Source organism: Paenibacillus sp. NPDC056722, assembly GCF_042790635.1.
Taxonomy (GTDB): Bacteria; Bacillota; Bacilli; order Paenibacillales; family Paenibacillaceae; genus Paenibacillus_AQ; species Paenibacillus_AQ agri.
In genome coordinates this window covers 25,726-48,637 of record NZ_JBHTYV010000006.1, presented here as the reverse complement: position 1 = coordinate 48,637, position 22,912 = coordinate 25,726, and the positions used below count along the sequence as shown (strand labels likewise).

General features: G+C 41.9%; 21 protein-coding genes and 1 pseudogene. 11 read left to right on the top strand and 11 right to left on the bottom strand.

Annotation, left to right across the window (positions count from 1 at the left end; genetic code table 11):
- The first annotated feature begins 75 nt into the window (after nt 1-75).
- The 3 genes and pseudogenes from ACFRAM_RS16445 to ACFRAM_RS16435 all read left to right on the top strand — a co-directional run bounded on the left by ACFRAM_RS16445 (nt 76) and on the right by ACFRAM_RS16435 (nt 2,736).
- Entirely contained in the window at nt 76-645 is a 570-nt protein-coding gene (locus tag ACFRAM_RS16445; RefSeq protein WP_379466748.1) for a hydrolase, read from the top strand.
- Nucleotides 646-866: 221 nt separating this feature from the next.
- Entirely contained in the window at nt 867-2,048 is a 1,182-nt protein-coding gene (locus ACFRAM_RS16440) for a multidrug effflux MFS transporter (RefSeq protein WP_379466747.1), read from the top strand.
- Between the two features lie 278 nt (nt 2,049-2,326).
- Nucleotides 2,327-2,736 (top strand): annotated as a pseudogene (locus tag ACFRAM_RS16435) (GrpB family protein).
- Nucleotides 2,737-2,846: 110 nt separating this feature from the next.
- Here ACFRAM_RS16435 and ACFRAM_RS16430 read toward each other — a convergent pair.
- On the bottom strand, nt 2,847-3,242 hold the full coding sequence (locus ACFRAM_RS16430) for a VOC family protein (RefSeq protein WP_379466746.1): 396 nt from the start codon (nt 3,240-3,242) through the stop codon (nt 2,847-2,849).
- Between the two features lie 251 nt (nt 3,243-3,493).
- Between ACFRAM_RS16430 and ACFRAM_RS16425 the strand changes: the two genes are divergently transcribed.
- From ACFRAM_RS16425 to ACFRAM_RS16415, 3 genes are read left to right on the top strand one after another with little or no spacing between them, the layout of a single operon-like run.
- Nucleotides 3,494-4,621 carry a helix-turn-helix domain-containing protein gene (locus ACFRAM_RS16425; RefSeq protein WP_175372685.1) on the top strand — a complete coding sequence of 376 codons (1,128 nt, stop codon included), beginning with the start codon at nt 3,494-3,496 and terminating at the stop codon, nt 4,619-4,621.
- Nucleotide 4,622: 1 nt separating this feature from the next.
- On the top strand, nt 4,623-6,461 hold the full coding sequence (locus tag ACFRAM_RS16420) for an ABC transporter ATP-binding protein (RefSeq protein ID WP_379466745.1): 1,839 nt from the start codon (nt 4,623-4,625) through the stop codon (nt 6,459-6,461).
- A complete protein-coding gene (locus ACFRAM_RS16415; protein ID WP_379466744.1) occupies nt 6,461-8,287 on the top strand; it encodes an ABC transporter ATP-binding protein in 1,827 nt (608 codons plus the stop codon). The genes ACFRAM_RS16420 and ACFRAM_RS16415 overlap by 1 nt, the downstream gene beginning before the upstream one ends.
- A gap of 155 nt (nt 8,288-8,442) precedes the next feature.
- On the opposite strand, the gene ACFRAM_RS16410 is transcribed toward ACFRAM_RS16415, so the two are convergent.
- Both ACFRAM_RS16410 and ACFRAM_RS16405 read right to left on the bottom strand, forming a co-directional pair.
- A complete protein-coding gene (locus ACFRAM_RS16410) occupies nt 8,443-9,402 on the bottom strand; it encodes a hypothetical protein (RefSeq protein ID WP_379466743.1) in 960 nt (319 codons plus the stop codon).
- Nucleotides 9,369-10,043, bottom strand: a complete 675-nt coding sequence (locus tag ACFRAM_RS16405) for an RNA polymerase sigma factor (RefSeq protein ID WP_379466742.1) — start codon at nt 10,041-10,043, stop codon at nt 9,369-9,371. The genes ACFRAM_RS16410 and ACFRAM_RS16405 overlap by 34 nt, the downstream gene beginning before the upstream one ends.
- A gap of 1,249 nt (nt 10,044-11,292) precedes the next feature.
- On the opposite strand from ACFRAM_RS16405, the gene ACFRAM_RS16400 reads away from it, so the two are divergent.
- The 3 genes from ACFRAM_RS16400 to ACFRAM_RS16390 all read left to right on the top strand — a co-directional run bounded on the left by ACFRAM_RS16400 (nt 11,293) and on the right by ACFRAM_RS16390 (nt 13,754).
- Entirely contained in the window at nt 11,293-12,267 is a 975-nt protein-coding gene (locus ACFRAM_RS16400; RefSeq protein ID WP_379466741.1) for a GNAT family N-acetyltransferase, read from the top strand.
- A 135-nt stretch (nt 12,268-12,402) separates the two neighbouring features.
- Nucleotides 12,403-13,068: a Type 1 glutamine amidotransferase-like domain-containing protein gene (locus ACFRAM_RS16395; protein ID WP_379466740.1), complete on the top strand. Its 666-nt coding sequence runs from the start codon at nt 12,403-12,405 to the stop codon at nt 13,066-13,068.
- 209 nt (nt 13,069-13,277) lie between these two features.
- Nucleotides 13,278-13,754, top strand: coding sequence for a ferritin-like domain-containing protein (locus ACFRAM_RS16390; RefSeq protein WP_379466739.1), 477 nt, complete (start codon nt 13,278-13,280; stop codon nt 13,752-13,754).
- A 149-nt stretch (nt 13,755-13,903) separates the two neighbouring features.
- On the opposite strand, the gene ACFRAM_RS16385 is transcribed toward ACFRAM_RS16390, so the two are convergent.
- The gene (locus ACFRAM_RS16385) at nt 13,904-14,497 is read right to left on the bottom strand and encodes a hypothetical protein (RefSeq protein ID WP_379466738.1); all 594 of its coding nucleotides are present in this window, start codon (nt 14,495-14,497) and stop codon (nt 13,904-13,906) included.
- A gap of 133 nt (nt 14,498-14,630) precedes the next feature.
- Nucleotides 14,631-16,232 carry a peptide ABC transporter substrate-binding protein gene (locus ACFRAM_RS16380; protein WP_379466737.1) on the bottom strand — a complete coding sequence of 534 codons (1,602 nt, stop codon included), beginning with the start codon at nt 16,230-16,232 and terminating at the stop codon, nt 14,631-14,633.
- A gap of 206 nt (nt 16,233-16,438) precedes the next feature.
- Here ACFRAM_RS16380 and folE2 point away from each other — a divergent pair, with 206 nt between their 5' ends.
- Nucleotides 16,439-17,350, top strand: a complete 912-nt coding sequence (folE2, locus tag ACFRAM_RS16375) for a GTP cyclohydrolase FolE2 (RefSeq protein WP_379466736.1) — start codon at nt 16,439-16,441, stop codon at nt 17,348-17,350.
- A 34-nt stretch (nt 17,351-17,384) separates the two neighbouring features.
- Here folE2 and ACFRAM_RS16370 read toward each other — a convergent pair whose 3' ends face one another.
- The 4 genes from ACFRAM_RS16370 to ACFRAM_RS16355 form a co-directional block, all read right to left on the bottom strand.
- Nucleotides 17,385-18,083 (bottom strand): polysaccharide deacetylase family protein, encoded by a 699-nt coding sequence (locus ACFRAM_RS16370; RefSeq protein WP_379466735.1) that lies wholly within the window; start codon nt 18,081-18,083, stop codon nt 17,385-17,387.
- Nucleotides 18,084-18,180: 97 nt separating this feature from the next.
- On the bottom strand, nt 18,181-18,774 hold the full coding sequence (locus ACFRAM_RS16365) for a YkoP family protein (protein WP_379466734.1): 594 nt from the start codon (nt 18,772-18,774) through the stop codon (nt 18,181-18,183).
- 112 nt (nt 18,775-18,886) lie between these two features.
- Nucleotides 18,887-20,149, bottom strand: coding sequence for a serine hydrolase domain-containing protein (locus ACFRAM_RS16360; RefSeq protein ID WP_379466733.1), 1,263 nt, complete (start codon nt 20,147-20,149; stop codon nt 18,887-18,889).
- A gap of 258 nt (nt 20,150-20,407) precedes the next feature.
- Nucleotides 20,408-20,653: a hypothetical protein gene (locus tag ACFRAM_RS16355; protein ID WP_379466732.1), complete on the bottom strand. Its 246-nt coding sequence runs from the start codon at nt 20,651-20,653 to the stop codon at nt 20,408-20,410.
- A gap of 171 nt (nt 20,654-20,824) precedes the next feature.
- Between ACFRAM_RS16355 and ACFRAM_RS16350 the strand changes: the two genes are divergently transcribed.
- On the top strand, nt 20,825-21,832 hold the full coding sequence (locus tag ACFRAM_RS16350) for an ROK family protein (RefSeq protein ID WP_379466731.1): 1,008 nt from the start codon (nt 20,825-20,827) through the stop codon (nt 21,830-21,832).
- 71 nt (nt 21,833-21,903) lie between these two features.
- Here ACFRAM_RS16350 and ACFRAM_RS16345 read toward each other — a convergent pair whose 3' ends face one another.
- Together ACFRAM_RS16345 and ACFRAM_RS16340 are read right to left on the bottom strand one after the other, a co-directional pair.
- Nucleotides 21,904-22,680, bottom strand: coding sequence for an SDR family oxidoreductase (locus ACFRAM_RS16345; RefSeq protein ID WP_379466730.1), 777 nt, complete (start codon nt 22,678-22,680; stop codon nt 21,904-21,906).
- Entirely contained in the window at nt 22,661-22,837 is a 177-nt protein-coding gene (locus ACFRAM_RS16340; protein WP_379466729.1) for a hypothetical protein, read from the bottom strand. Before ACFRAM_RS16340 ends, ACFRAM_RS16345 begins: the two co-directional genes overlap by 20 nt.
- Between the last annotated feature and the right edge of the window lie 75 nt (nt 22,838-22,912).

Sequence of the window (22,912 nt, the reverse complement as noted above, 5' to 3'; positions counted from 1 at the left end):
TTCTTGACTTCTTTTGACCCATAGTACATAATTACGAACACCTAGTCAATAAATTAATCGAGGAGTGAATAAGATATGAATTCTTTATTTAACCCCGCAACAGCAGCATTGGTTGTCATTGATCTTCAACAGTGGCTGGGCAACCAGTATGCTCCCTATACTTCCCAGCAGGTTGTAGCCAATGCCGCTTCGTTAGCCCAGGCATTTCGTCAGCAAGAATCCTTTGTCGTTCTTGTACATGTATCAAGCAAAGATATGATGGATCTTCCTCGTCCAACACTGGACCAAAGCCCTCCTCCAATGAATTTATCTGCAGGGTGGGATGAACTTCTGCCAGAGTTGGGTGTGACGGAAAGCGATCATATTGTGACCAAGAAGCAATGGGGAGCTTTCTATGGAACAGATCTTGATCTCCAATTACGCCGACGGGGAATTGATACCATTGTTCTATGCGGAATTGCTACTGGACTCGGTGTTGATACGACCTCGCGCGAAGCGTTCATGCATGGCTACAATCTCATTTTCGCAGAGGACGCCATGACGGGGTTCAGTGAAGCTGAACATAACCATGTTCGCGATTACATTTTCCCACGTATAGGCCGAACACGGACGACTAAAGAAATTGTAGACAGCATGGGCTTATAGTAATATTGGCCTGGGATGGTTGACTTGCCATATCAAGCATGTTAACCTAGGCCGAGCATTAACAATGATTTACAAACCCTCCTACACTTATAACAATGAAAGGTAATTCAACAAATGATGATTTATAGTCGTCTCGCCATCATGATGCCCCCCTTTCCCTAGCTAGGCTCATATTCTTGTTGTCATAACGGAGTCTCAGCTTGTAGGAGGGCTAAACTATAATGAAGAAATATGCAGTACCATCTTTACTATTAATGATTGTTCTTGTGGGTTTTCCACAAATCAGTGAGACCATCTATACCCCATCTCTACCGGATCTGGCAGCGGCACTGGGTGTATCTAATAGTTCCGTACAGTTTACATTAAGTATCTATTTTATCGGATTTGCTCTGGGCGTCTTCTGCTGGGGCTGGTTGTCTGACCTGATCGGACGCAGGCCTGCGATGCTGGGCGGTCTCATCGTCTATGGCATCGGAAGCTTAATGTGTTTGTATGCGAATTCCATCGATTGGCTTCTGGTCAGCCGTTTCATCCAGGCTTTTGGTGCTGCAACAGGCTCGGTCGTCACCCAAACGATGCTCCGCGAAAGTGTATCGGGAGAGCGAAGACATGTCATGTTTGCCCAAATATCAGCGGTTATTGCGTTTACCCCCGCAGTTGGACCGCTTATTGGCGGCTGGGTTGACCAGGTCTTCGGCTTCAGGGCGGTGTTCTTTGTCCTTGTAGTGATGAGTGTGTTGTTGTTTGTGTATGCCTTTTTGAAACTGCCAGAGACAACTAACGTCTCTCAGAGATCAAAGGTAGGGATACTGCCGGTAGTTCGAAGAATGCTTGCAATGCCACGTGTGCTGGTATTCGGAGGTTTAATCGGTGGAATTAACGGGGTATTATTCAGTTATTATGCCGAAGCGCCCTTCATTTTCATCGAACACTTTAAGCTGTCCCCGGGAGTCTATGGTTTTATGGGCATTATCGTGGCTCTGGCCTCCGTTGTCGGGGCTATGATCTCCAGAAGATTATTACCCCTTTATGCACCTGAAAAAATCATTCACCGTGGCTGTCTAGTCATGGCCAGTGGGGCGTTACTCTTAACTGTGGGAAGCAGCCTGTCCGGGGTGCCGAACATCGTGGTCGTCATCTGCATGTTAATGGCTATGTTCGTGATGTTGATTGGAGCCGGCATGGCTTTGCCTAATAGCTTGAGTCTCGCACTGGTTCAATTTCATGACGTGATTGGCACCGCAGGTGCGATATTCAGCTTGGGATACTACTTGCTGGTGAGTCTGACTACTTGGGGAATGAGCCTTCTCCATAATGGTTCATTGCTGACAATGCCTTTATATTTCCTCGCGATCAGCAGTGTAATGTGGTGGCTTGGCAGAAGATTTATTACTGCGGAATAGTTTTTTTGGAATGATTTTATGGCTCTATCTAAAAATCAGAGGTTGAAAATACGGAACCATTAGAGCGGAGGATCGGAAGAACCCTCCGCATCCGCAGCGGTCTTAATGAAGCGTCAACAACTCACCAAGAAGAAGTGAACCGGGGCGACACTTCAAACACATAAGAGCAGTCCAGAACTATTTACTAGTTTCTGAGCTGCTCTTTTTTCAAGCCGGAAATCCATTTATCTCTCGGCGTTCTGCGACGTAATCCTCAAGACTTCTTAGGAGGGCATTCTGTGAAAGTAAGATTAACTGATTATAATGAAAACTGGGTTAGACAATTTCAAGATGAGACCGAATTTTTAAAAGCAATATTTGGAGATGAAATCATTCGCTTTGAACATTTTGGCAGTACATCCGTTCCGGGCTTAAAAGCTAAACCTGTTATCGACATGATGAACTCACTCGGATATGACGTTGCAGGTGAATGGGGTATTCCAGGAAGAAGATTATTAAACGGCATCTTATATTTAGAGATTACTTAAGGTGCCATCCGGAAGAAATAGTCCGGTACATTCAATTCAAAGAAGAATTAGCTACAAACTATGAAAACACAAGCGAATATAGCCCAGCCAAAAAAGGATTTGTAAGAGATATGGAACAGCTTGCACTTGCATGGTTTAACGAGTCTCATCAAAAGAACTAAACTAGCCACACTGTTGGTGATGAGGCCGCTGAAGGAGTTTCCATTAAGAACATACGAGAAAAAACGAGCCTCTAGAATCACTTGTAGGGCTCGTTTCGTGGGAATTATATCTAGTAAACTAGCTCACAATCATGATGTTGCCATACATCAAATATATTACCATCCAAATCTTCAAGCACAAAAAACTTCCCGTATTCCCCCTCATCACTAATATCTCCTACCTTAACTTCTTCTGATTTCAAGTAGTCATGTAAAGATACAATGTCATTAGTGAAGAATGTAATGATCCACCTTTTCTTCTGTTTTATTTCAAAGACCGCTCGTGAATCATTATCACTTTGAATTAAATCTAAAATCGGTCTGTTCTCTCTAAATAAACTTAAATAATCTTCTCTTTGATGTCTAATATTAAATCCAAAATGCTTGACAAACCATGCCGCCGATTTCTCCAGATCCTTAACAGGAATCACATTGTAGGCTATACCTAATATTTTTCCAACTTCCATATCATCATTTCCTCCTCTATGCTTACTCCAAAAGAGATTTAATTCTCCATAGTTTACCATGAAAAATTTACCACACAAACTTTTTCAGTTCCTCAAAATTGTTCAAATTGAATTACATCGTCAAATCACGAAATAAATATTTATCTTTACAAAAAATAGGATATGGTTTATTTTAACATTAAGTGATTATTGAACATTGATCAATCATACATAATATTTAAATTTCACTTTATTCAAAAATGGAGGCTAAGATGGCAGATACGATGAAGAATACCTTACTAAAGAACATTAATTTTGCTTACAACGAGGCTTTAGAATTCATTCTTTTCATGGGGATGATTGCTAATGAAGAGCAGATACGGACGTGGGCAGCGGATTATAAAATTGAACTGGATCCCCTTGCCTTATCCTATCATGAAGAAGCACGGTCACTTTTGTCGCCTCATGCACACCGGGAACTCCTGTTTTTCTTTCAATTTAACTTTTTTCATAAAGCACTGGACTTTGCTTTCTTTGAGTCCATCTGTACCTGGGCAGAACCACTAACGGCTGAAGCATGGATCACTCGTTTGGAGGAAAGCCCAGCCAAGAAGGTAGTTGCAGAGATGGTATATGGCGTATATTACGATAAATTAGAAGAACTACTCGATGGAAACGATTGGGAGGTCGTTAAAAAGGATTTTCGCTTAATGACAGAGCTTCTAACTAGAACAAAACCACATCATGAGGTTATTGAGGCTCATGGACCATTGTTCGAATGCCTCAATCATCCGGAGGATACGAAGCAACGTTATATGCAGCTCTTCAAACAGTTCTATCGAGATGTGTTTTCACTTTTGAAAGAGCCACTAAGAAAGGCATCTGAAGAAGCTTCCCGGCGGTATGAAGAAATGTTCCTAGATAATCCTGAACGATTTATTCGTGAGGTTAACAAAAATGAACCTGCCTTATATGACGTCCCTACTAATTTTCACGTTAGCTTCATAACTCAATTTGGAAACCATTGTCTCTTTTTTAACACATCAGAATCTGAACGTGTGGTAACAGTAATCTTCGGAGTACATAATGATCTTATATTCGGCCCTGCCGCCGATCGGGAGAAAACGGAATTATTCTTAAAGGCATTCTCGGATAAAAGACGTTTAGACTTCTTGTTACTATTACGCAATCGCCCTCACTATGGGCAAGAAATTGCAACAGCACTTGGCATCACACCCGCAGCGGTATCTTATCATGCCAACTTCTTATTCTTCTTAGACCTCATCGAGATCAAAAGAGAAGATCATCGGTTATATTACCATCTTCAAGTAGATAAATTGCGAGAACTGCTGGCTATCACTACCAAGGTCATGCTAGATGAGGAACCAGGGAGGATTTAATTTGAATAAATCGATGAATGCTCAAGCGGAGCCAACAAAGAAATCACGAGCCATTTCGAATACATTTATGCGTTTACTGAAACTTGGAAAACCCTATTTTGGCTGGTATCTCATATTGTGTATCTTGGCAGCAATCGTTTCTCTTGCAGCAGTTGGGATCGCTGAATCATTACGGCGGATAATCAATGCTGCTACGAATAAAGACTTGTCCAGTTTGATTTCCGGAGCAATTATTGCAATAGTAATCATTACTGTGGAGGCTTCGGCTAATTTTCTAAAAACTTACTTATCAGGTGTACTTGAGTTCAAATCCACCTCCAAGCTTCAGGTATCTGTTCTGTCCAGATTATTAAATGTTCAAATGAAAGATTTAGACCGTTATCATTCTGGCGATCTCATCAGTCGTATTAATGATTCTGCGACTGCTGCCCAACAAGGCATCAATCAGAAGACGATTGATCTCTTCAGTAATCTGATGCAAATTACATTTCTTCTGACCTATCTGCTCTCTCTCCAATATGCCTTAACCTTGGGGATGCTATTGATCTGCTCATTGGTTCCGCTTGTGATGCTTCCCTTTTCTTCTCGCCTACGTTCCATGCATGAGCAAAGACAGCACATTGAAACTACTCAACAAATGTTTATACAGGATACGGTACAGGGTGCTGAGGTTGTTCGTACCTTCTCCCTTGCGCCCAAGCTTCAGCAGCAATTCACAGGGCGGGTTATGAAATATTTGAAAATACATTTACCGGTCTCACGCTTAGAAGCTGTAGCTTATAATATGCCTCTTGCCGTTATTCTTGGTGGTTTGCTCTATGTTCTCTCCTATGGTGGATATCTCGTTATTCATGGTCGTTTGGATGTGGGCGCTGTGGCAGCCTTTCTTGTATGCTTCGAGCAAATTGCAAACCCAGTGTCGAAGCTTGCGAATCTATGGACTGAATTACAAGGCTCTTTGGCGCAAGGTAAGCGGTTATTTGAGGTCCTGGATTTACAAGAAGAAGGTGTACACCGTGATTCCAATGATAAAAATCTTCATTCGGGAGTCTCGATGAACACCAATCAGGCGGTTAGCGGATTATATCCCATTTCTTTTAACAACGTCGGTTTCGGCTATGGTGATGATCAAGTATTAACTAATGTCAATCTGACGATTCAACCTGGTAAGGTAACCGCGCTTGCCGGTCCTAGCGGTAGCGGAAAAAGTACCCTTCTTCAATTAATACTGTCATCTTATGAGCCTAATGAAGGTACAATTCACTCCGGTAACCTGCTGTTAAGCAGCATTCCACCTCGATCCTGGCGTAGCAATTTGGCTTATGTATCTCAGGAATCTTATCTATTCTCCGGAACACTCTATGAGAATATTGCATGGGGAAGACCTGATGCTACTTTTGAAGACATTATTTCAGCTGCACAACACGCTGGTATCCATGAATTCATTATGACAACCCCTCATCAATATGAGACTTTTATCGGTGAACGGGGGCTTACATTATCTGGAGGCGAACGACAGCGACTATCCATTGCCAGGGCGTTTGTGCGAAAGCCTAAGCTTCTACTACTTGATGAACCCACTGCAGCGCTCGACAGTCATAATGAAGAAATTGTCGGGCAAGCACTGCAAGAACTCATGCATGATCGAACAACCGTTGTTGTTGCTCACAGACTCTCTACGATCAGAAATGCAGACCATATTTATTATATGGAAGCGGGCTCTATTGTTGAGGAAAGAACTCATGTAGAGCTAATGGATTTGAAAGGAAAGTATTACACCATGGTGGAGACAACATTGAAGAAGAATGATATTTCTGCTGCAGTCATGGAGGAAGCGTAATGAATATACAAGAATCCAAAAATCTTAAACTAGGATATGTGCTGCGTCGATTAATGTCTTATGCTAGGCCTTATCGTATTGGCTTTATTGTTGCTCTACTCCTCCTCTCCGCCAGGTTAGTAATGGATGTAGGAATTGCAGCTGTACAGCAGGTGTTTATTGATACGATCAACGGCTCTAATATGGATACGCTTACGCGGATAACCGTTATTTGTGCCATTGTCTGTGTGATTATCATTTGCTGTCTTATGCTGCAGCATTACTTCCGCTTTGTCATTCAAAGCCGGATGGCCTGGGATATCCGTGGTAAGCTATTTGGCAAGAGTAACCGAATCCCTTTCCAGCAAGTACAATCCATGCATTCCGGTGATTTGACTTCACGTAATAATCAGGATGCAGGTGCAGCCATTGGTATGATTAACAGTATTGTATATGATTTAGGCTATAACCTTCTCTTATGTTGTATTTCCTTTCTATACTTGGCCAAAACGGATGTCTGGCTCGCCCTGCTTGCGCTCGGATCGGGACCCCTTGTATTTCTTTCTGGCCGCTTCTTTGATCGGAGGCTACGTAAATTATCTACTGAAATATACGCTAAAGAGGCGGTTTTACGGGGGATTCTACAAGAAACACTACAAGGCATGGCAGTCGTGAGAGCTTTCTCGCTAGAAGAAATTCTCTTAAACAAATATGCGTTAGAACGTGAGAAGCTACGAAGGATGCAGCTGAGAAAATCACTATTGAATGGACTCCTATGGCAATCTTCCGCTTTTATCAACAATCTCATTATGATAACCTGTGCGGCTTTAATAGCTTTATCTGCTCTAAAAGGCGGGACGACTGCAGGTGAAGTACTCGCCTTTATTATTCTGATGGGAAGGGTTCAATGGCCATTTGTCCATATGTCCCAAACATGGGGCAGTGTACAGGAAGCTTTAGGCGCATCAGACCGCGTATTCGCTATATTAGATTCAGCGGATGAAGGAAACGATCACGTTGCACGTGAAACTAACACATCACCTGTAATTACTGATGAAGTGGCTGCACTACAGATACAGAATGTCCATTACAACTATTCATCTATCAAGGAAAGTGAATCGTCACTTTTTGCTGGGGTCGATATCCATATCCAGCATGGTGAAACCGTCGCTGTGGTGGGACCAAGCGGGTCGGGGAAAACGACACTCGTTCGATTATGCTGCGGGCTGTATGAGCCAAGTGCAGGCAGTATCTCTGTTTATGGAAAATCTATTCCTGATCAGCTTGAAGAGGCCCGGGCAATGATAACCTATGTCCCACAAACTCCTTATTTGTTCTCAGGAACTATACGGGATAATATTGCTTACAGTTCTAATACAGCAACGGATGAAGAAATTCATCAAGCTGCCCGTCTTGCAGGCGCAGAAGAATTTATTTCGAAGCTGCCTAATGGCTATGACACTTTGCTAGGTGAACATGGATCGACTTTATCCGGAGGTCAAAGACAACGTATAGCTATTGCCAGAGCTTTTCTACGTAATGCTCCACTCCTTCTTCTGGATGAAGCTACCTCCGCTCTCGATAATGAGTCCGAACGTATGGTTCAGGAATCTCTTGATTTGTTAATGAAGGATCGAACAACACTAGTGATTGCGCACAGACTCTCAACCGTAAGAGAAGCATCTAGAATTATCGTCTTAGATCAAGGTGCTATTGTTGAGGAAGGCACACATGATTCTTTGTTAGAAAGAAATGGACTTTACGCACAGTTATATAACATTCAATTTCAAGCTTCCGAACAAGAAGGCAATCAGGCAGATGATTTAACGGCTACATTTCCCGCTTAGAATCACAACAAGTTAGATTTATTACAAAAAGAAGGGGCTGTCCCATAAGAAGATATATCTTTGGGAACAGCCTCCTTTGTTGTGCTTCACTTTATGAGCCCTCGGCCACATGACAGCTTCCTTCTTAATCATCCGTCGCTAGCGCAACGGCAGAATCACTCCGTAACCATACTCTCTGCCATCTTTATAAGCTCCTTTTTACTCACCAGTCCAGGCTTATTCACCATTATAGAGTAAGCAGCCCCTTGCTTGCTATCATACCAGGTGATCGTTTCGCCAAGAATAGGCTGATTGAGATAGACGGCCTCTACTTGCTTTAACTGGATGATCTCGGACGTGGCATCCGGCGATTTAGTCAAGCTGATTCCCAGGCCATAACTGGCCGTAATGCCTACAGCAGTATCATTCTTCCCATCTGTTAAATGGAGGACTGACGAGGAAGCTTTGGAACCCTGCAGTTTCTCGATAAATAATTTGTCATTATTATTGGAAGCATTCGCCCTATCGATTAGCTTTTGTTTTAACGGTTCGCTCTCCTTACCAAGAGGCATCTCAAGAAATACTTTACCGTATGAGAAGCTTAACCCTTTGGGAAGATATACGGGCTGCTGAAGTCTCGGTGCCGAAGTCCGGGCCTGCTCAGCCAAGAACTCTTTATAGGATCGATAATTTATAGGTAGTTGCTCAAATTTAAGTTCATTTACTGTGTCATAGCCGTTCAGCTTGTTGATATAATCATCTTTGATGTAATAAGCCGCCAATTCGCCGGGTTTTAAAAGACTCAGTACTTGTCTCCCGTATATCTCCAATTCATTGCTCAGCTTATCAGGCAACGAAGGCGATGGATCGGTCGTTTTAACCACAACCTCCCCTTTACTATTGAAGATTTGAAGGTGTCCAGAGGCCGCATAAGCGGTAAATGAGAGCAGAAAAACACAGCTTACAGCAATGGATAGAACTGTTTTTCTTTTAGCGGGCCGGGATTTGGTAGCATTGGTATGCCCCATCTTCTCAATTTCCTGTCTTATGCTGGATGTGAGGTCTATCTCTCGAAAATGATCGTCAGAAACGGAGTACCTTCTTAACTCTTCGTCTGAATCCATGTATGCTCCCATTGACCTTCCTCCTGATAGATATTGATGTCTTCCTTAACCTTTCTGCGAACCCGGGTTATCTTTTTACGAACAGCTTCCGGGCTTTTGCCTGCAATTTCTCCGATCTCTGTGTAGCTCTTCTCATGAAAAACATACAGGACCAGCAAGCTTCTTTCCTCCACAGAAAGTTTGGTCAGTGCTTTAGAAAGCGGTTCATTGAAGATTCCTCTCAGATACTCCTGTTCGGCGCTCTCTACAACAAAATGCCCTTTCCAGATCCGGCTCAGCTTATCGTAAAGTTGGCGTTTGCGAATCAGATTCAGACAATGATGGTAGGAAATCTTGTATAGCCAGGCGCTAAAACTGACGGCCTGCGCATAGCTGTAGATTGACTTATAGGCTTTCAGAAAAATATCCTGCACTGCATCCTCAGCATCCTGCTCGTCACCCAGCAGACGACAGCAGTAGATAAATAATTGCCGCTGGTACGCCTCTACAATCGGGATGAATGCTTCCGCCGCGCCCTGCTGCACCTGTTGAATATACTCTTCGATCCTTGTGGTGTCGATATGTAGTCCCCCTCTCTCTTTATGAATACTTATATAACAATGCAAGTCACTAGAAACGGACACATCCACATAGTATTTCACAGGTAATGTCAAGAATCTTCGTACTGTGCATCAAACCACGATCATGAAGTCCCTTTACTGCTTGAACTACGTTTTAAAAAGCTTGGGCTACTTCAGCATCTGTCAGATCACATTTAATTGCGTAGTCCATTAACTGTTAACGGAGGTATTCATTGTGGAAAAATCACAAGACCTTTATGACAATAATAAATTTTTGAATTTGGAATTAATCCGAGTCTGTCAATTCAGCGGCACATATCCTACATGCCAGGTCTTTAGCATAATTTAATAAACTGCATTGGGTTATCGTAATATTTACATTCAAGTTATATCCTTCATCTCTTCTTATTGGCAATAAGCCAAATAAGCTGTAGTATAAATAATAGTAAATAAACCATTTTAAGGAGGTAACATGAAATACTTCACTCGTATTTTGTTTTTTGTCTCTCTAGTAGTGTTCGCAACCTACTTTTTTGATGTTTTTATTGAATATAATAAAGAGTTTCTTTATATCTTCATGTTTGGATTTACGGGCTCCTTTATAACAAGTTTTTTTGGGAAAAAAAGTATAATGAACTCTTCAATAAGATGGATCTCGGCTGCTTTTGTAATTTGTTTTTTAGCGTACGTTTTTATTTTTTCTTTCCTATGGTCATCAGCAAATAGACCTTAAACAACCGATACCCCTCACCGCTTTTTTGCATTGGTATTACTAGGTTTTTTACATAATCGTAGGCGGCGCAAATAATGCGGCGTCTTTTTTATACATTCCTGTCCTTATTACGCAGTTTGCGTCAACTGCTCTTTAATACTGCTGAACGTCAGATACACCGCCTCTGTCCTCTCTTGGGCTGGTACGCCTCTACAATCGAGATGAATGCTTCCGCAGCGCCCTGCTGCACCTGTTGAATATAATCTTCGATCCCTGTGGTGTCGATATGTAGTCCCCCTCTCTCTTTATGAATACTTATATAACAATGCAAGTCACTAGAAACGGACACATCCACCTAATATTTATATTTCACAGGCTGAAGATCCTTAGTGTTCTTCTCGTAGTTCTCCATCAGCAGGATCATACTCTTATAATTTCCGAGATGGAATTTCGTCCGCTCCAACCACAAAATATTTTTTTATTTTATTTGTTTTTTATCAAAATTCCGACTTATTGTTGGATTAAAATGTAATTATAATGTTTTGAAAGGGTGATGTGAAATGGTAAAGACGAACAGCTATCAATTATCTAATCTTTGCAAGTTAAATCAATTAAAACGGAGGAAATTAGATGTGCACAAACACCCGAACATGGTCGACGGATCTGACTTTCTATGCATTGTCAGATCAATTCTCTTTACGCAAAGCTGATGCTAAAGCCTGGAGTATTTATTACAGTGTTTATTATAATCAAGCGCATAACGGATTTTTTAAAGAATCTGCCTTTGATGTATATGATGGCGATAATTCATTTTGGGTTTTTAAAGATGAGGCAAAAATTGGCGGGGTAATTCTATCCGCAAGTAGTATGTATAACTTGTTTTTTATTCCGCCTTTTAATGATGAATTAAATGTAGTGAAATTAATAAAGCAACTTCTTGTGGATTTTTCTGACGGCTCTAAGGATATAACGGTGATTGATGTACTTCCGCATCAAGTTGATTTATTTTCCAGAGCAGGCTTTTGGGTAGACATTAATCGTTCCCGTTGGATGCAACGGCCAACCGAAGTCCTCGATATCATATGGGATGACTGTGTTAGAATTGAAACGCCTGTTATCGAGTACGGAAAGTATGCAAACGAATTAGAAATAGCAGAATTGTTATTTGAGAGCTTTAAAGGGGGAATTAATGCAGCTCGAAGAGGTCATTCCTCAAATGAAAGCTTTATGTTTAACTTGAATTTAAATCATTTTACCAGTTCAATGCTTAATGCATCTACGCTGGTATATGATAATAATACTAATCAATTAGTCGGAGCATGTTTGTTATTCTTGTGTAACTACCAGCACCAGCGAATATTTTCTCCTGGTGTATTTAACATCGGTGTCCTCCCCACATACAGGAACAAGGGATTAGCTTCCAAAATGCTAAAGAGAGCATTAACACATTTGTACGGGGATTATCCAATATTAAGGATTGGTGTGTTGCAAGGAACATATGCCGAATCCCTTTATTATAATTTAGGATTCATGCCACTTGATGTGGAGGTTGAGCGTTTAGTTTTACCCTCCTCCGAAATAAAGTTGTTGAAGTCAATCCAATAACCATTTATCAGCATTTGAAATTTGAAATAAGTCAGAAAAGAGATCGTCACTCAACTAGCGGATACCTGGCTCAAAAACGAGGCTGCCGAATACCGGCGGCCTCCATGTAAATAATACATATGGAGGTAATTAAGTTTGAGTACTCACTATTATTTCAGTTGGTTTAATGATTTTTTTCCAGAGCAGCTGGTCCAATGTTTGCATGAGGATATACTAGACAGAAAATCGCTTGTTATGATTAGTGCTACACCGTCTGGTTATACAGATGAGAAAATTAACTTTGATGATGTTTCTGAATGGACATGGTTGAATCAGGCTAACATTATTTTTAATGAATATCATTTCATTGATTACCGGATGCAGAAGGAAGATGCCCAGCGATTAATTCAAAACGCTTCTGTCATTTTTTTATGCGGTGGAGATCCTGTTCTGCAGAACGATTTTTTGGCGGAATATGAATTATCGGATGTTATTAAGAACAGCAATGCCGTTATAATGGGTGCCAGCGCCGGTGCGTTAAACATGGCTGCAAAATGGTTAAGCTTGAATAACACTGATGAAGTTGAAACAAGTAGTATTTATGATAGTATTGGCTTTGATCATTTTGCCTATGAATCTCACTCTCAACGCGACTACGCCACGTTTGTTCAAGGCTACCTATTCCCCTTGTCTGAAGAGATTGATGTTTATGCGGCAGAACAGAAGAGCGCTATACGTGTAAAGGATGGCAAAATAGAAATAATGGGTCCTGTATATTTAATTTCCCACTCAAAGATTCAGAAATTGGTTGAGACGCTCTAATTAGGGTAAGATGCTGTTTCAATACAAGTCACTAGAAACGGATACATCTACTACCTCTCACTTGTGTATACTGCTCATTTACTTGGCACCCTGTAGCCCCATATAAGCAACCTCTGTATGGTTCAACCAAAACTCAGAATTAATCACACACTAGGCTCATGTGCATATAATTGAGGATATAAATACTTATATTTCTGGAGGCTACGCTCATGCATATGATTTATCCGCATTGGTCTAGATCACAATTCGTTCCCGTTTGGGCCACTTCAACACAAGATGCACTTGAATTAATGAGGAATTCGATACAAGGTGAACGAAATGATGAGCTTTTTTATGACCAGCTCATCAAACTTGCTCCGAACCAAGAACAAGCTGAAGTTATCACCTCTATTCGGAACGATGAAAGAGGACATAATCAAATGTTTCACCAAATGTATTGGGAATTAACAGGACATAAAGTGATGGGAGTTAGCAATGAAGTTCCAGATAATGTTAATTCTTATATTGCCGGGTTGCAAAAAGCCTTCCAAGGTGAATTATCTGCAGTTGAAAAATATCGAAAGATATGGTTCGGTCTTCCGTACGGTATTTACAAGGATACTTTGTATGGAATTATTCTCGATGAGCAAAAACATGCGGCTAAATATAATAATCTGTTGCTACAAAATTTAGCTGTAAATCAGTAGCAATTACTTGAACTGCCTTACCTACTTTGCTGCACAATATGCGTCAACTAATTACGTCTCAGATGGATCGACTCCACGGCGGCTTCCAAATCCTCGACACCTGGAGTCGGAAGAGCGGCATCCATTATTATTACATAACCTTAATTCATTTAATCAGTAATTTTTTTAAGCTCAAAAATAGTTGCCTCTGATAACAAGATAAGCCTATCGGTATTAACAACAAAAAAACTTAAAGGTACTCTAATTTTTGTAGAAGGGTCACTTATATTTATTACTTTTACTACATCATTTATATTTAAATCTGGGATATCTATTTTATATAATCTATAAAAAGAGTCAGAGTTATAGCATGTCGCTGTAATCTCATATAATGGTTTTTTTAGTTCATATTGATAAACACTATAGTTTTTAAGTCCTTTTGATGAAAAAAAGTCTTGTTTGATGATAATTTCATCTCCAATAAATTTTTGCCCTGTTGGATATTCAGAAGCATCATTATATGAGTTTGCAAATCCTAAATGCTTCTCTACTTTCCAAGTTCCATAGAAATATTTTTCAGTTTCACTATCCAAATTTATACTTTCTATATCACAATATTCGGATGTGTTTTTTGGAATAATAGATTCATCCGTTGCAGGTTTAAGCTCACTGGAAGTATTTGGATTTGATGTCATTTCAACATTTCCACAAGCCGATGCTAGTATCAACATTATCATAATACAAACCCCTAATATTTTTTTCATATTTCACACTCCCACTATAAAGTTATGTTTCCCTAGAAACAGATACATCTACCTAATATTTCACAGGCTAACAGCTAAAAAAGCCCGCAAACGCGGGCCTTATGTGGTGATCTTCAAAATTTCGCGTTAAATTTCACTGAAAATATCCTCTGCTGAATATAACGGATCTATCGTTATCAATATACACATTCCTGATATCGGGCTTACGTAAAACATCAACCACATAATAATACAACGGTATAATGACCATTTGTTCGATCAGAACTTTTTCTGCATTGGCTAATAGCTGCATGCGCTTGCGAGTATCAAAGGTCTGCTGGGCTTGTTTGATATAATTATCATACTGTGGGCTGCTCCAGCCTGAATCATTTGTGCCACTCCAAGAGGTGAAATACTCCAAAAAGGTTGCTGGATCATTGAAGTCCGCCCCCCATCCTGCTCGGGCTATGCTATAGCTCCCCTTATGCCGTTTATCGATCAGTTCTCCAAAGCTCTTCACTTCAATACTTGCATTAATTCCAAGGTTCTTCTTCCAATCTCCAATCACTGCTTGTGCTATAGTCTTATGACCGTCACCTTCGTTAATAATAATAGAGAAGCTTGGGAGTGCCTTCAGTCCCTCTTCCTTCAGACCCTCTTTTAGCAGCTGCCCAGCCTGTTTCAGATCCTCTTTAAAGTATGCCGTATCCGATATTTCCGAGCGGAAATCCGTTTTTGTTCCCCGAATCCCCCGAGCCACAAAACCATACGCTGGCGTGCCATAAGATAAGGCCTTCCGATCAATAGCCATCGCTAACGCTTTACGTATCTTTACATTTTTGAACGGCGCTTTGTTAAGATTAAATTGGTAGAAATACGTGCTACCATATGGCAAGTGGATTAGATCACCGAAAGTTTTGTCATCCAAACCTTCATAATCAATATTCTCTTCTCCGCCTACCCAATCTACATTATTCATAAGATAAGCTGATGTCACGGTGTTGATCCCATCCAGACTGATTCTTGGAACCACTACACGAACCTCTGAGAAAGAAATCTCTTTCGCCAAGTAGTAGTCGGGATTTTTGACCAATACGGCCTCATCGTCATCCCACGATTTAAGCTTGAATGGGCCATTAGTGACCATGGTTTTGTCCGTATTACCCCAATTCTTATTTCCCTTGACCGTGTCTGCATGAACCGGCAGATAGATTGGATGTGCAAGAATTTGGAGGAACTCAGGAGTTTTTTGCTTCAACTTCACTTGCAGCGTATTTTGATTTATTGCTTTGATACCGATCTTCGCAGGATCTTTCAAATTCCCGTTGTTATAGTCCTCTGCGCCAGCAATCACAAAGAAGCTGTACGCATAAAGAGTGTTAGCACTCGGTGCAAGGACCCGTTTCCATGCGTACTCGAAGTCTGACGCCTTCACCGGCTGCTGGTTGCTCCACTTGGCACCAGATCGAAGGGTAAAGGTATACGTTCTGCCATCATCCGAAAGCGTCCATTTTTCAGCCATGCCGGGAACAGCTTGTCCTGCGTTATTCAGACGAACCAAGCCCTCAAATAATCCTTTCACGATCGTATAAGAACTACCCACCTCAGCCGCTGCTGGATCGAGCGATTCTGGCAGGTGTTCAACCCCGATTCGAAACACCTGCTGGGCCTTTGCAGCAGAAGCTACAGGTCCCTTAGATACACCCAGACTCATCAGCAAACTAAAGCACAAACACACATACAGCCATTTTTTCATCGACTAATCCCCTTCATTCTCTAAGCATGACTAACTTCCTTTACCCAGAAACTCTTCAGCCATTATAAACCAACTATTCAAACTTTTTTGTCGAATTATGGGAGCAAATATAAGACCTACTCACATAAAACTATTGACTTGTTATTAGTAATGTTTACTATTAATATAACAATTCATTTACTTTACAATAAGGAGCGTTAATATAGATGAGCAAATCCTCTTTTCCAAGCAAAAAAGAAAGGCATGTGCTGTTCGGGTCTGTTCCTCCCGTTAACGGAAACAAGCCCACCCTTAAAGAACAGATGACCGACCTGCAGAATCATAGAGAAGATTATTTGTTTGCAATTGAAGAGGTCGGCATCACAAGAGTTAAGCATCCGCTCACCATCCATTCAACTTTGGCACCTCATGTTCAGACGACCATAGCAAGCATAGAGTTGACTACGAATCTGGGTCAAAAGAGTAAGGGAATCAATATGAGCCGCTTGACAGAAACTTTGGAATCCTATCGGCAGGAAGGGTTGTCTACAGATCTTGCTCAATTATGTAAATTGACAAAAGAACTAGCCGTAGTTATGAATCAGACTGGTTCGAAGCTGGTGATGGAGTTCCCTTGGTTCTATGAGCGTTCAGCACCTGCCTCTAATCTAATCGGGTTAGGGCATTCCGAGTTGTATATTGAAATAGCGTATGACGGGTCTAAGTACCGGAAGTTTGAAATTACGGTGGGTATTACAACTGCTATAACTACACTTTGTCCGTGTTCCAAAGAAATCAGTGAATACAGCGCACACAATCAGCGGGGATTGGTCTCGATTCGGGTCAATGTTGACCCGCAGCTTCTGAACGACAATTGGAAGGTAATGCTGCTGGAAGCGGCTGAGTCGAATGCCAGTGCTGCGCTTCACCCCGTGCTGAAACGTCCTGATGAGAAAATGGTGACCGAGCGGGCCTACGAGAATCCCCGTTTTGTTGAGGATCTCACTCGGCTAATTGCTGCTGATCTCTACGAATATGACTTTGTGGAGAGGTTCACAGTGGAATGCCGTAATGAAGAATCGATTCATCACCATGATGCGATCGCCCGGATTACTTTTGATAAAAGGCAAAAAAGCTGAGGTCCATAACCTGGATCCCAGCTCTCACTTTTTCCTAAGCCATCTCATCCAGACGCACGAATTGCAGGTTCCGGGTCTTCAGCTCTCCCAGTACCTCCTCCAGCGCTTGCATCATGTAGTACGGTGCATTCGGGTCTGCACCCATGGTCTCTCCGCTGTCGTGTAACAGGACAACAGAACCATCGGTAATTCGGCCTAAGAGTGTGGACTGTAAGCGGGTGCGGCAGACCCTGCTGCTCCAATCACCGCCTTTTAGCGACCAAAGAACAATGCGGTAATGTCTGTAATGGAAAAAATCAAACAGGTTGATCAAGCCCCAAGGCGGGCGGTAATGGTTCGGCCGAATTCCAACAATCGATTCTATAATATCGGCAGAACGTTCCAGATGCTCACGCCGGATCGTACCGGGCAGCATCAGCCAGTTAGTCTTATGATAATAATTATGAATGCCGATCTGATGGCCTTCCCGGTCCATCCTGCGGATGAGCTCCGGATACTGCTCTGCTTGCGCGCCAAGCACAAAAAAGGTTGCTTTAACTTGATACAATTCCAATAAATCTAATAATACTGGAGTATATTTCGGATGCGGGCCATCATCAAAAGTAAAAGCCACCTGCTTTTGAGCTCTTCCCTTGCGGAAAACACCAAAACCGGTGATTCGGCTGATCAAGCTTGGAACAAACATGTAACAAGAGGCTGCACACAATATTCCGCCTGCCAGGTATTTGAGCATGACTCTCCTCCATATGAAAAATAATGATGGTAAATTAAATATATGCGTTTAATGTCAGGGGAGAATAGCTCGTTTGTCTATTTCATCATAAACTATGTTAACCCGTAGTTTTCTGCAAGGGGGAGAAACGTTTTTGCAAGGAATTCCGCGAATGAATGAGCCGTATGGGTACCAGCAGCTCTGTCCTCCGGCGAATTCGCTGTCTTCCCTCCGGGTGCATAGCTGAGAGCAGCAGTCGAAGATAGATCGTTGTGAACCACTCGAAAAATCCGGATTTAAGGCTTTGTTGTTCAAAACCCAGACCGTGAACTAGTCCCCGGTGAAGCAGTGTAATCCCCATCAAAGCTTTAGCCTGCTTGAACTCGGAATGCGATTCGAAAGCATCGTTGATTTGCTGCATGGATTTACGTAGCATACGGGCGGTTTGCAGCGCAGCCCGGTCCGAACCTTCGGCTTGAATCAGCTTCAGGATCATTTCATTATCGAGATGGATTTCCCCTATCCACTCCCCGTGCTGAATAACCGTGTCATCCTGACAAACTATGGACTTCCCCCGGTGTTTTTTAAGCAACACTGTACATATGCCAAATCGAGATTTGTGCGAACCGCGAAAATGAGACAGCAGCGCGAACGCTTTTTCCCACATCATCCAGAGGGACTGTACGGCCGTTTTTCGTATTTTAAAAGTCACTTTGTTCTCTCCTCCCTATCGTCTATATATGTTTGACGCAGCGCAGCTGGTAATCACTGTCTTTTAACGAAAAAAAGCCCGCGACGGTCGCGGACTTCAATTCGGGTAGTGGCTATCCATTCTTCGGATACCCGAAAAATGTCCTCTTCCCATGTTCGTTCATTTCAATACGATAGGGGTCAACCTGGTCCGAATGTCTACGCACAAATCTCCCTTCACCTACCGGGTAAATCTCTATATGAAGATTCCCTGAAAATCTCGTAAAGTATAGTTTCCCCTGAATAAGTTCGATTTCGATCTTGTCCTTCAGATAGGTCCCGCAAAATTCTGTAAGCATGTCTTCGCTGATGATCTGTTCATCATGTTGTGTAGGAGCCTTGACCTCTACATGATGCAGTATATCTGCAATGGCTTGACCCAGTCTGTACTGGTCGATGGCTTCGTTATTCGAAAGAATGATGATACAAAGATCCTCATCGAAGTAATTCTGCATATACGTGCTTACTCCCAGGTGATCTCCCCCATGAGCATAACTGTGTGCCCCATACACATAATGATGTTCCAGTCCGTTGCAGTAGTTATTTTGGTTTTCGTTGAAGAACCTGGAATAGGCTTCTGGGGAAAGGAGCTTCCGATCCCGCAAACAGGTATACCATCTAAACAAATCTTCGCAATTAGAAACGATAGCGCCAGCACCGATGCTGAATTTTTCATTATGATAAGGACTCTTAATGATTGTATTAAAATCTTTTGTATACGGAGTAGATTTGTTGTTAATAGGTTTGCAGCCATCATCTACATCACTGTTCATCATTTTCAAAGGCTTAAAAATGTTGTTTCGGATAAAATCCTCATAACGCTCTCCAGAGACATTCTCGATGATCCAGGCCAGTAAATTATAGTTGGAATTATTGTAGTCAAAGGTGGTACCTGGGGGTGTTGTAGGCTGTTTGTTAATATATCTTTTAAAGAAGTCGTCTTGCGAATACTCGTTTCTGTTGTATCCAGCAAAAAAGTCATTTTCAAAATTATAAAAATTATATAACCCGGATGTATGCGACAGTAAATGATGTACACGGATAGACTCATCAATCATCATGTCTTCAGGAAGGTAAACCTGCGCAGGCTGATCGATATTCAGCTTGTTCTGATCATGCAACAGCATAATTGCAAAAGCGGTAAATTGCTTCGACACGGAAGCGAGAGAAAAGCACGAATGGATATTATTTTTGATCCCAAACTCAAGATTTGCGTATCCGTATGCGCTTTCAAATAAAACTTCACCTTTGCTGATTACTTGAATAACCCCATAGAATTCCCACAATTCCAGATAGCTGCGAATATAAGCCTCTAGTTTCATTTTTGCGGATTGCATTGGTGTCTCTCCCCCTCACCTCTACGGGATGGTTCATAGGATGTAACGGGGTTAAACTGCACTTTACTCAAAACAATCATCCCTTTCAGCAGTAGTCTGGTTCATCTTTCTTATCCTACTCTTTATTCCAGACTATGACAATCTGCTGGAGAACCAAACGAAAGGGATATCACGCTTTTCTTCCTAAATTATAAAAACAAGGCTGCCGAATCTAAAGCAACTCGGAAGCCTTGCATATTTTCTATTCATTCACAGCATTTATGACTCGCTATCTCTTTCCCCAATTGGCTTTGCCGCATGTGAGAATAAACCCGCTATGCCTACAGCTATTAACACTACAATCAGGGCTGAGCTAATGATCAGACCCATCATCATGACATAACGTCCGCCTTTATGCGCAATCAAATAGCTGGCACTCAAGAGTCCGATGAGAGAGCCTGTGGCCAGCCCAAATATGATCCACCCCATTTGTTCCGTAGAGGCACCCAGCGTATCCCGTATCATCGGGGTTCGAGACACCTTATAATTCAGTACGATTTTATTGTCAAGATTAATTCTAGCAATACCGTTACAATAAGCTTCACTAACTTGTGAGCTCTAACTACACTTGACTTTAGAATCAATTTTGCTGCATAGTGAATAAAAATCTTCATTAAGGAATAATGGAGGCTCCCAATGAATCAGCCTAGTAAGAACCTTATCAAAGAAATCAACCTGAATCACGTAAGAAGAGTAATGAAGCAAGTGCAAACAGCAACAAAGCCTCAGCTATCGGCATTAACGAAGTTAAGTGTCGTGACTATTAATTCGCTCGTTAAAGATCTTGTGAAGTATGGAGAGTTATTGGAGGATGAGTTAGTCTCATCGAGCGGGGGAAGACCCGCTTTAAATTACCGGTATAATTTCAACTATCATTTGGCATTAGTCCTCTATATGAGGGAATATCAGGGTCAAGATACTGTTGTTGCAACAGTAATCAATCTGCAAGGTGATGTATTGGCACGGGAAGACTATGTAATGGCATTGTTCGAAAAAGAACGTCTCTATGCAATAATTAACCAATTTCTAGTGCAGTATCCTTCCATTAATGTCATCGGGCTTGGCATTCCAGGGCAATCTGTTCATGGTGAAATTACCGTAAGCAGTCATGAACGGCTCAACGGGATTCGAATCATTGAAGATTTGCAGCAAGAGTTTGGCCTTCCTGTCGTGCTTGAAAATGACGTCAACGCTGCTGTGGTTGGATATTGTGTAGAGAGAGAGCCTGAAGAAGAGCAAACGGTGGTCGGCATCTATTTTCCAGACAAGACCCCTCCTGGTATGGGCATCTATCTGGATGGCAGAATTGTCAAAGGAAAAGACGGCATGGCCGGTGAAATTAAATTCCTCCCACTACATGTGGATTGGGGAAGCTCCCTGGACTTTCAGGCGTTTGCCGAGGTTGTTAGCCAAACTATTCATATTACCAATGCCATTCTCGCTCCGCATAAAATTGTCATTTATCAGCAACAGATGAACCCGGCGGATTGGGCGCAATACTGGAAGGAGTACAGGGCCAAACACAACATGCCTGTAGAACCTGAAGTTTTATTGGAAACAACATTCCAAGAAGATTTTGAAATAGGGATGAAATGGCTAACGCTCAAGGAACTGGAACCGAGTATTACAATACCCGATGAATAGCCTGGAGAATAGTTGAGAAAAAAAGGGAAGGACATCATGTCCTTCCCTTAGTAAGTATATCAATCGTTACTTCACCAGAAGCCCCCATCTGAATGAATGATTTGCCCCGTAATCCATCCTGCTTCTTCACTTGCCAAAAAAACGATTAGCTTCGCAGCATCCTTAGGTTCACCAATGCGTCCCATCGGGAATTTAGGGAGTAAGTGTTCCTTCACTTCACTGTTCATCCATCCGCTATCTGTAGGTCCAGGATCTACTGCATTAACCGTAATTTGCAACGGGGCTAATTCAAGTGCGATGGATTTTGTAAACGTAGAAACCGCCCCCTTGGTTGCAACATAGGCTAAATTCCCCGGCTCCGGTGACTTGTCCTGTCCTGACACCATATTAATAATACGCCCACTATGTTGTCCTTCTATCCGGCGGGCAAACTCAACCATTAAGAGGCATGTACCTCTAACATTCACGTTATAATGAGCATCCAGGATCGCTGCATCAATGGAACGAAAATCTACATCCACAGAATAGGTTGCGTTGTTCACTAGAATAGACGGGGAACCCAACTGCTTTTGAACTTCACCCAACAATATCCCTGGTGCATCCGGCTGCGACAAATCTAGCGCCATGGACTCACAGCGTACCCCCAAGCTGACAATTTCCTCTCTCAACTGCTGCGGCCAGTCTAAATCTTCATTCATATAATAGTTCATTCCGCGATCATATACGGACCAATGTGTGAAAAAGATATCAGCGCCTTCTCTAGCTAACTCTAGACAGATTGCAGTGCCGATTCCTTGCGCCCGGCTAGCTCCAGTAACAATCGCAATCTTATTCATTAATGATTTCATCCGAGATCATCTCCTTGCGGAAACGCTGAAATAATGCACTACTTGGAGATGCAAGCTTCCCAATAAAAAACGAATACCCTAAACTAGGCATTCGCTTGGCGTATTTATAGCACATGAACCCAGCGATCCCAATAATGGTTAAATTTAAAATAGACAAAATTGACCCTCCTTTAAAGAAGGCATCAGCCCATCTATTCCATTCACTTAGCCATTAAAGGATATCTCCCATTCC